Below are 8,731 nucleotides of genomic sequence, written 5' to 3'. Positions count from 1 at the left end.
GTCGAGGTGGCTGGGCTCGGGTGGCCGGCGGGGCGCCTTGGGTCGCCGAGAAGCGCAGCGCAGGGAGGGGAAGTCCGCTGCGCAGCGGCGGACCGGCGAGAAGGCTCTATGGGCCGGGCCGTTCAGGCCCGGAGCCGGAGTCATCGCAGCCGCCCTCCCGGAGTGAGCATCGCAGGGCAGCCTCGCGCTTGCGCGAGGCCGACCCAGATGAAGCCCCGACGGCCACCCGGGCCCAGCCTCCCCGCTCGGTCTCACGCCCGCCACCATTCAGTCTGCTGCTCGGTGAACAACGCCGCACCGATCGTTACTGCGGCCCAAGCCGGTCAATGAGCACCCGCAACTGCTCCACCTCGGCAGGCTTCAGATCCGACAGCGGCGGCCGCACCGGCCCGGCACTGTGGCCGACGATGGTGGCCCCGGCCTTCACGATGCTCACCGCATACCCCTCGCCCTTGTTGCGGATCTCCAGGTAGGGCAGGAAGAACTCGTCGAGCAGGCGGCCGGTGGTGGCGGTGTCGCCGGCCGCATAGGCGTTGTAGAACTCGATCGCGGTGCGCGGCACGAAGTTGAAGACGGCCGATGAATACACCGGCACACCCAGCGCCTTGTAGGCATGGGCATACACCTCGTGGGTGGGCATGCCGCCCACATAGACGAAGCGCTCGCCCAGGCGCTGGCGGATCTGCACGATGCGCTCGATGTCGCCCAGCCCGTCCTTGAAGCCGATGAGGTTGGGGCAGCGCTCGGCTAGCCGCACCAGCGAGTCGGCGTTGAGCCTGCAGGCGCCGCGGTTGTAGACGATCACGCCGATCTTCACGCTCTTGCACACCGCTTCCACGTGGGCCACCAAGCCTTCCTGCGTCGCCTCCGTCAGGTAGTGGGGCAGCAGCAGGATGCCCTGGGCGCCCACGCGCTCGGCTTCCTGGGCGTAGGTGATGGCGAGGGTGGTGCCGCCGCCGGCGCCCGCCACGATGGGCACGCGGCCGCGACAGGTTTGCGCGGCGGTCTTCACCACCTCGGCGTATTCCGCCGGCGCCAGCGAAAAGAACTCCCCGGTGCCACCGGCGGCAAACAGCACGGTGGCGCCATACGGCATCAGCCATTCCAGCCGGTCGGCATACGGCCGGGGTGCGAAGCGCAGGTCCGCGTCGAAGTCGGTGAGGGGGAAGGACAGCAAACCGGAGGACAGGGCCTGCTTCAGTTCTTGGGGATTCATCCAGCGCTCCGAGAAGAGATAAGACATCGTACAACATAGCCGATGTCTACACCAGAGCTGTTGAACGCTGGATCAGTGGGAGGGGGTATTGGCCGCGGCGCGCCGGCGCCGTTCGCGGCTGTTGGCCAGGTGGGTGCGCATGGCCGCCCGGGCGGCGTCCGTGTCCTGCGCCGCGATGGCGTCGAAGATGCTCTCGTGCTCCGCGTTCACCCGCCGCAGGTAAGTGCGGCGCTCGTCGCTGGTCACTTCCGCCGGCTCCAGCCGCGCGCGGGGGATGATGGTGGCCCCCAGCATGGTCATGATTTCGGTGAAATGGTGGTTCTGCGTGGCGCGCGCGATCTCCACATGGAACTGGAAGTCCGGGGCCACCGCCGCACGGCCTTGCTCGATGGCTTCGGCAAACGCATCCAGCGCCGTGCGCATGGCGGCCAGGTTCTCCGGCGTGCGGCGCACTGCGGCGAGCGCAGCGCTTTCGGTCTCGATGCCGATGCGCAGCTCCAGCACGGCCACCACGTCGCGCAAGGTGGCCACCTGCTCCGGTGCGATGCGGAAGCTGCCGCTGTCGCCCAGGCCCACCACGAAGGTGCCGATGCCGTGGCGTGTTTCCACCAGGCCCGAGGCCTGCAGGCGCGAGATCGCTTCCCGCACCACGGTGCGGCTCACACCGTACTCGGCCATCATGGCCGCCTCGGTGGGCAGCTTGTCATTGGGCGACATCTTGCCTTCGCGGATGCGCATGCCCAGCGCCTCTACCAGTTCGGCGGCCAGGGTGCGCGCGCGGCGGCGGGGGGGAAAAGGGGGATCTTGGGTTTCGTTCATGTCGTGTGACAACGGACGAGGCACTTTACCAGACTAGAATAACGAAACACCGTTTCGAAAACGCCTCGAATCTTCTGCCATGCCCTCTTCTCCACACAAGGTGGCCCTCATCGGTGAATGCATGCTCGAACTGCGCGGTCAGGCCTTCGGCACGCTGCAGCAAGGGTACGGCGGCGACACCTTCAACACCGCCGTGTACCTCGCGCGCTGCGGTGCGCCGCTGGGCCAGCAGGCCTTGTATGCCACTGCACTGGGCGATGATGCCTTGAGCGAGGGGCTGCTCGCTCGCTGGGAGGCCGAAGGCGTTGATTGTTCATTGGTGCGCCGACTGCCCGGCCGCATGCCGGGCCTCTACCAGATCTCGGTGGACGAGCGCGGCGAGCGCAGCTTCACCTATTGGCGCGACACCAGCGCCGCCAAGGCCTACTTCGATGTGGACATCACGCCGCTGGAACAGCGCGCCGTCGAGTGGGGCGCGCTGTACGTCAGCGGCATCAGCTTGGCGGTGCTGCCGGTGGCGGGGCGCGAGCGCCTGCTGGCGTTGATGCGCACCCTGCGCGCGCGCGGTGCCACGGTGGTGTTCGACAACAACTACCGCCCGCGCCTGTGGCCAGCCGCCACGGAAGCGCGCAAATGGTTCTGCCTCGCGTTCGAGGCGGCCTCCATCGCGCTGCTTACCGCCGACGACCACCAGGCGTTGCTGCAACTGGAGCAGCCGGCACAGGCGCTGGAGGCGGCGCGTGCGCTGCCCACCGCGGAACTCGTGGTCAAGCGGGGCGCCGAGCCCGCCTTGCTGCGCGGGCCGGATGGCGGCTGGCTGGAAGTGCCTGCCGAGCGCGTGGCGCGCGTGGTGGACACCACGGCCGCTGGTGATGCATTCGGGGCGGGCTACCTGTGCCAGCGCCTTGCCGGCGCCGCACCGGCGGAGGCAGCCGCGTTCGGCAACCGCCTGGCGGCGCGGGTGATCCAGCACCCCGGTGCAGTGATCGCGCGCGAGGTGATGGCCGATCTCTGCTGATCGCGTCCCTGCGGCTCGCGCCGAGGTTGATCCAGTGAAACGCTGAAAACTCAGCGCGGCTTGAAGAGCGCACCCCAGCCGGCCTTCGGGCTCATGTCATCGAGGTTCCACTCGGCCTCGACAAACGGCCGGCGCGTCGGCTGCGGCGATGGATATCCCGATGCCGTCTCGCGCTCCGAATCGATGATATGGCCGCGCCCCTCGGCCATGTCGGCCAGCAGCTGAGCGTCGATGGGGTCACGCTGCCAGGACCGCGCGCCCACCGCCTGCGGCAGCTCGTCCATCAGCCGCGCCGCCGGCACAGCCTTCACGTCGGGCGGCAGCCCGGCTGCAACGGTCGGCAGCAGGCGCGCCTGGCCGGAGCCGTAGCGGCCCAGCAGCGGCACCGGTCGGCCGCGCGTGTCGTGCGCGAGGTTGTCTTCCAGGTACAGCGCCAGTTCACCTTCGCCGCCCAGCATGAACAGCGGCGTGCCTGGCACGGTGTCCGGCCCGTGGCGCAAGACGTTGCCCACCAGCGCGAGCTGCCCCGGTTGCAGGGGCTGGCCAGCCCACTCCTTGGCGAAGAGGTTGTAGTGCACCGCACGGTCGCCCGGGTTGTAGACCACGTTGTTCACCATCGCGCCGCGCGTGCCGCCCTTCCACAGCGCGTTGCGCTGGCGGTTGGACGCGTAGACGTTGGCGTACAGCAGCACGCCGCTGGCGTTGTCGTGCACCAGCGTGCCCTTGGAGTGTTCGCCTTTCTCGTGCACCGAGTTCGACAGCCCCTGGTAGATCAGGTTGTGGCTGTAGGTGATGTCGTGCGACGTGTAGTGGCGCCACTCGTCCGGGTCGTTGCCGGCGAAGCGCGGCCCGCCGACGGACAGGTTCTCGTCGGTGGCCCAGGAGAAGCTGCAGTGGTCCACGATCACGTTGTAGGCGCCCGCGTTGGTGGACAGGCCGTCCTGGTCGCCGCCGCTGCGCGGCGGGCGGCCCCAGTCGCCCGGGCGCAGGGCCAGGTGCTGCACGATCACGTCGTGCGCGGCAATCTCGAGCTCGCCGCGGATCAGCGTGATGCCCGGGTGCGGCGCGGTCTGGCCCGCGATGGTGAGGTAGGGCTGCCGGATGGTGATGCCCTTGCCGGCGAGATCGATCACGCCGGCCACCTCGAACACCACGATGCGCGGCCCGGGCGTTTCGAGCGCGGCGCGCAGGGAGCCGGGGCCTGACGCGGCCAGCGTGGTCACGCGCACGATCTTGCCGCCGTGCCCACCGCGGGTGGCCGCGGCCCAGCCCTTGACGTCGTAGCTCGCATGGTTGAAGGCCGGCATGGGCTTCAGCCAGGCCGCCAGCGGCAGGCCCAGCGCGCGTATCTCGGTGGCGGCCAGGCCCGCCATGGCGCGCGCGCCGTCCTCGCTGAAGTGGGTGTCGTCGCGCCGGCCGTCGGGGTAACGGGCCCACTCGCCGGGCGCCAGCCACTGGTAGAGCGCGCGTGAAGCCTCCGGCCCCACGCGTTGCACGAACTCGCGGCTGGCGCGCTGCAGGTCCAGCAGCGGCACACGCTCTTCCAAGGCAACACGCCGCATCTCGTCGGGGTAGGCGCCGTGCGTGTCCTGCAGCCGCCCGGCTTCGTCGAACTTGCGGCGCACCAGCGGCGTCGCCAGCAAGGGCGTGGCGCCGCGCTCGCGCACCTCGCGCACGAAGCGGCGCAGGTTCTCGCGGTAGGTGGCCGGGTCGGCGTAGCGCTTGGGGTCGTCGATGCGGGCGTCGTTGTGGCCAAACTGGATCAGCACCTGGTCGCCGGCCTGCAACTGCGACAGCAGATGATCCCAGCGGCCCTCGTCGCGGAAGTTGCGCGTGCTGCGGCCGTTCATCGCATGGTTGACCAGCCGCGCCGGCTCCAGCAGCCGCTCGCGGAACAGCTGGCCCCAGCCGTGCTCGGGGTTGGGCGGGTCCTGCGGCTTGTCGGCCATCGTGGAATCGCCGGCCAGGTGCAGGGCGGGGTGGACCGTGGCCACGGGTGCGCCCGGCGATGGGGACACCGCTTGGGCCTGGGCAAAAAGTGGCGTTGTGAACACGATCACGACGCAGCAAAGCAGGCGAAGGGGATGCATCGGGGCAGCACAGCGGAAAGGCGATGCCCACCGCGGCCGCAATCTGCCGGGGGAGCCGCGTCGCCGAATGGCGAAGGCGCCGAAGCGCCTGCGCGGGTGGTCAGAGGTAGTCGTCGCGGCGCGGCGAGAACTGGTCGAGCAGCGTGCTCTGCGGCTCCAGCGCGACGACGCCGTGCATCGTGCCGTGCGGCGCGATGAAGGCGTCACCGGGCTTGAGCACCCGCTTGGCGCCGCCCACCTCGCACTCGAACGACCCGCGCACCACGAAGGCGATCTGGTCGTGCACGTCGTGTGCATGGGGCGTGCCCACCGCACCCTGGTCGAACTGCACCAGCACCGACATCAGCTGCGGCGTGTGGGCCACCACCTTGCGGCGGATACCGTCGCCCAGCTCGGTCCACGGCTGTTCGTCGTTGAGGAAGTAGTTCGACATGGGGCGGCTCCTGGGTGCAGAAGATCAGAACTTGTAGCGCATGCCGAGCATGTATTCGCGCCCGGTGACGTTGTACACGACAGCGCTGTCGCGCGCGCGGCTCACGAACTGGTCGTTGGCCTCGTTGGTGAGGTTCACGCCCTCGAAGGTGACCTCCAGGTTGTCGCGCAGCTTGTACGACACCGACAGGTCTACGTTCAAGGTCTTGTTCTTGCCTTCCACGTCGTTGTTGTTCTGGCCCGGCACGCGGGTGAGGAAGCTGGAGCGGTAGGCGCCCGACACGCGCGCGCTGAGGCGGCCATCGTCATAGAACAGCGTCGCGTTCCAGGCCTTGGGCGACATGTTGATCAGGTCGTCGGTGATCGTGCTGCCGGCCGTGGGCGAGACGATGTAGTTGATCTTGGATTTCACCTGCGTGTAGTTCAGCAGCACGCCGAAGTTGCGCCAGACGCCGGGCAAGAAGGTGAAGGGCTGCTGGTAGTTGATCTCGAAGCCGGAGAGCCGGCCGCCCGAGGTATTGACCGGCGCCGTCACCTGGAACTCCTCTTCCCCGGTGAAGTTCGACGGCAGCAGCGACAGCGGCAACCCCGTCTGGTTGAACGGCATGGTGGTGCGCAGGCTCTGGATGTAGGTGTCGATGTTCTTCTGGAACAAGCCGAGCCCGATGAAGCCGTTGCGCGAGAAGTACCACTCGATGCTTTCGTCGAAGGTCTTGGCGCGGAAGGGCTTGAGGAAGGGGTTGCCGGTGGTGATGGACAGCGTCCCCGTGGTGCTGATGGTGCCGCCGGGGTTCAGGTTGCCCAGCTGCGGGCGGGCCATCACCTTGGCCGCCGCCAGGCGCAGCACCAGGTCCTTGGAAAGGTTGGCGGCCAGGTTCACCGCAGGCAGCCAGTCTTCATAGCTCTGGTCCAGCGTCACCGCGGTGCCGTTGCCGGTGGCCAGGTAGCCGGTGGCCGCCTGGTGCGTCTCCACGTAGCGCACGCCGGCATTGCCGCGCACCGGCAGTCCCAGCAGCTGGGTGGAGAAGTCGGCCATGAAGAAGCCGCCCTTGTCGGTTTCGCTCACCGAGCGGTTGTTGCCGCGTGCGTTGCCGTTGGTGATGGATGACAAGGTGAAGTCGCCCGGGCCGCCGGCCGGGCCGCTCTTGATGCAGTTGCAGTAGATGTCGTAGGTGTTGGCGATGGCGTTCAGGTTGGGAATGACCCAGCTGGTGGGCACGCCCGCCGGCAGGCTGAGCCCGCCGCCGAAGCCGTTGAGCAGCGTGGTGAGGCCGGCGGCCGAGGTGCCGGCCGGCGGCGCGAAGATGGTGTCGTTCTGGTTGACCCGGCGGAACTCGAAGGTGCTGAAGGCGAAGCGCTTGTAGTCCACGCCCGCCTTGAGGTTCAGCTTGTCGGGAATCGCCTCCCAGTCGAGGTCGATATGGGCCACGTCGTTGCGGTTGTCCGTGCCCTGCGGGCGGATGCGGATCTCGCTGGAGGTGGTGTTGGGGATCGTGGTGGGCTGCGTGCCGGAGCTCACCTGCGGCACGCCCACGATGCTTAATGCGCCGCCGGGCTGCGTGACGTCGAAGGGGTAGCCGATGGTGGGCAGGCGGTCGTTGCCGCGAAAGTCGATGGAGTAGCCGTTGACGTTCAGCGCGTCCAGCGTGGTGGTGGTCTGCACCGGATTGCGGAAGCGGGACACCGCGCGCCCGCCCATTGCGTTCAGGCGCAGCGTCTCGCTCAGGTCCTGACGGATCGTGAGGGTGGGCTGGGTGAATTCGGTCGACAGCTTGTCGTAGCGCGACTCGGCGCGGATGTCCACGCCGTTGTAGGTGCCGTAGAGCAGGGCGCCGTTGGGGCCGTAGGCGGTGTCCACCACGCTGGTCTGCGGCTTGCCACCCTGGCTGGCGCTGCGGCTGAACGAGATGGCCTCGAGAAAGTCCTCCTGCCGCGTGGCCTTGAGCTTGGCGTACAGCATGTCCAGGGTGATCAGCGTGCTGTCCTGCGGCTTGACCTGCAGCGTGGCGGTGAGGCCGATGCGCTCCTGGTCATGCGTGAGGCGGCCGTAGCGCGGCAGGCGCGGGTGAAAGTTGTTGGGGTCGCTCGCCAGGTTGTAGGCGTCGATGTTCTGTTGCGTGTTGGGCAGCCGGGGCACGGCCTGCGCCGCCGGCCCGCAGGTGGTGGCGGTGCTGTTGGTGGGGTTGGCGGGCGTCACGCCCTGCGGTGCGCACCAGCCGCCGGAGGAGGCGCCGTTGTCCCAGCGCACGGTGCTGAAGCCTTCCTCGTAAAGCTCGCGCTTGGACAGCGCGCCCGACAGCAGCACGCCCACCCGGTTGTCGGCAAAGGTGTTGGACACCAGGAACGCGCCCCGCGGCTGCGCCTTCTTCGACAGGTCGTTGTAGCCGGCCTTCACCGACGCGGTGGCGTGAAAGCCCGGCATCTCCAGCGGCCGCGGGGTCTGCAGGTCCACCGTGGCGCCGAGCGAGCCTTCGTCCACGTCGGCCTGCGAGCTCTTGCGCACCGTGATCTGGTTGAACAGCTCGGCGGCGAACACATTGAAATCGAAGCCGCGGCTGCGGTTGGCCCCGCCGGAGGAGTCGGTGCCGCCGGTGGTGGTGAGGGCCTCCACGCCGTTGATGCGCACGCGGGTGAAGTCCGCGCCCAGGCCGCGCACGGTGATGCCGCGGCCTTCGCCGGCGTCGCGGTCGATCACCACGCCGGGCACCCGCTGCAGCGACTCGGCCAGGTTGGTGTCGGGGAACTTGGCGATGTCCTCCGCCTTGATCACATCGACGATGCCGCGGTCCTCGCGCTTCTTGTTGAGCGCGCTTTCCAGCGCGGCGCGCATGCCGATGACCTCCACCCGCGCGGGCTGGTCGTCCGGCGTGGTCTGGGCGTGGGCGGTGGTGGCCAGCACGGCCAGGGTGAGGGTCGAGAGCGGGAAGCGCCGCGGCGCGTGGCGTGATGTCATGGCTTGTCTCCGTCCGGATTGAGCGCGGCGCGCTCGTGGTTTTCTCGGCTTTACTGCTCTTGTGAAACGCTGATTTGCGTGTACTATAGCGGCACGGAATCAAAACTGAAACGCTGGTTCATTTAAAAAGTCCAGCATTTCGGGAAACTACCAACGCGGTGCGGCGCTTCCAGACGCACGCTGCCGCCAGACGCGACCCGCCA

General features: G+C 68.6%; 6 protein-coding genes. 1 reads left to right on the top strand and 5 read right to left on the bottom strand.

Translation table 11 applies throughout. From position 1 onward, the window contains the following. Nucleotides 1-304: 304 nt before the first annotated feature. Complete coding sequence (gene kdgD, locus VPH43_RS21510) at nt 305-1,216, bottom strand: 5-dehydro-4-deoxyglucarate dehydratase (protein ID WP_328579803.1); 912 nt, start codon at nt 1,214-1,216, stop codon at nt 305-307. A 72-nt stretch (nt 1,217-1,288) separates the two neighbouring features. Further along, nucleotides 1,289-2,035 (bottom strand): FadR/GntR family transcriptional regulator, encoded by a 747-nt coding sequence (locus VPH43_RS21505; protein WP_328579802.1) that lies wholly within the window; start codon nt 2,033-2,035, stop codon nt 1,289-1,291. A 79-nt stretch (nt 2,036-2,114) separates the two neighbouring features. On the opposite strand from VPH43_RS21505, the gene VPH43_RS21500 reads away from it, so the two are divergent. Then, on the top strand, nt 2,115-3,053 hold the full coding sequence (locus VPH43_RS21500; protein ID WP_328579801.1) for a sugar kinase: 939 nt from the start codon (nt 2,115-2,117) through the stop codon (nt 3,051-3,053). A 50-nt stretch (nt 3,054-3,103) separates the two neighbouring features. Here VPH43_RS21500 and VPH43_RS21495 read toward each other — a convergent pair whose 3' ends face one another. The 3 genes from VPH43_RS21495 to VPH43_RS21485 all read right to left on the bottom strand — a co-directional run bounded on the left by VPH43_RS21495 (nt 3,104) and on the right by VPH43_RS21485 (nt 8,528). Continuing rightward, nucleotides 3,104-5,047, bottom strand: a complete 1,944-nt coding sequence (locus VPH43_RS21495) for a GDSL-type esterase/lipase family protein (protein WP_328579800.1) — start codon at nt 5,045-5,047, stop codon at nt 3,104-3,106. A 196-nt stretch (nt 5,048-5,243) separates the two neighbouring features. Next, nucleotides 5,244-5,576, bottom strand: coding sequence for a cupin domain-containing protein (locus VPH43_RS21490; RefSeq protein WP_328579799.1), 333 nt, complete (start codon nt 5,574-5,576; stop codon nt 5,244-5,246). A 24-nt stretch (nt 5,577-5,600) separates the two neighbouring features. Continuing rightward, on the bottom strand, nt 5,601-8,528 hold the full coding sequence (locus VPH43_RS21485; protein WP_328579798.1) for a TonB-dependent receptor: 2,928 nt from the start codon (nt 8,526-8,528) through the stop codon (nt 5,601-5,603). Between the last annotated feature and the right edge of the window lie 203 nt (nt 8,529-8,731).

This window comes from Ideonella sp. BN130291 (assembly GCF_036231905.1).
Classification (GTDB): Bacteria; Pseudomonadota; Gammaproteobacteria; order Burkholderiales; family Burkholderiaceae_C; genus CAMLIZ01.
This window is presented reverse-complemented; position numbering and strand designations above follow the sequence as displayed.